This is a genomic window from Peribacillus sp. P4_C12 (assembly GCF_056402095.1).
In genome coordinates this window covers 1-582 of sequence record NZ_JBFUIB010001172.1, presented here as the reverse complement: position 1 = coordinate 582, position 582 = coordinate 1, and the positions used below count along the sequence as shown (strand labels likewise).

Below are 582 nucleotides of genomic sequence, written 5' to 3'. Positions count from 1 at the left end.
TTTTAACCTTTTTATGGCTGTTTGAGAAGTGTCTTTTATGGTATCCGCCACAGCAATAAGACCTGCATATTCACCATCAATGCTAGCCAGCATCGCGGTTTTACCTTGCCCTTCAAGGTCTTCCATGGCCGGTAGTGCTTTTGTAATATCCACGTTGTTTTGCTTCATTAATTTCCGTGTACCCACCAGTAACACTTTTTGATCCACAACAGCTTTTACCCCGTAACCTGGAATAGCTTCGAATTCCTGAGCCAATGCAAGTGATATTTTTCTTTCTTGAATTCCTTGAACAATTGATTGTGCAAGTGGGTGTTCAGATTGTTTTTCAGCGGCCCCGATAAGAGATAAAAAGTGTTGTTCACCCATTCCATTTTCGATGAGGACATCGGTTAACACTGGTGTACCATTAGTAACAGTTCCCGTTTTGTCTAAAATAACCGTATCAATATGGTGAGTAGTTTCCAGGTGTTCTCCGCCTTTAAATAAAATACCGAACTCTGCAGCACGCCCTGACCCGGCCATGATTGATGTTGGGGTAGACAAACCTAAAGCACAGGGGCAAGCTATTACAATCACCGCAAT

1 protein-coding gene is annotated in these 582 nt (G+C 42.6%); it reads right to left on the bottom strand.

Annotation, left to right across the window (positions count from 1 at the left end; genetic code table 11):
* Window positions 1-582 (bottom strand): HAD family hydrolase (locus tag AC1DUW_RS31985; protein WP_477644600.1); only part of this gene is annotated, 582 nt, incomplete at both ends.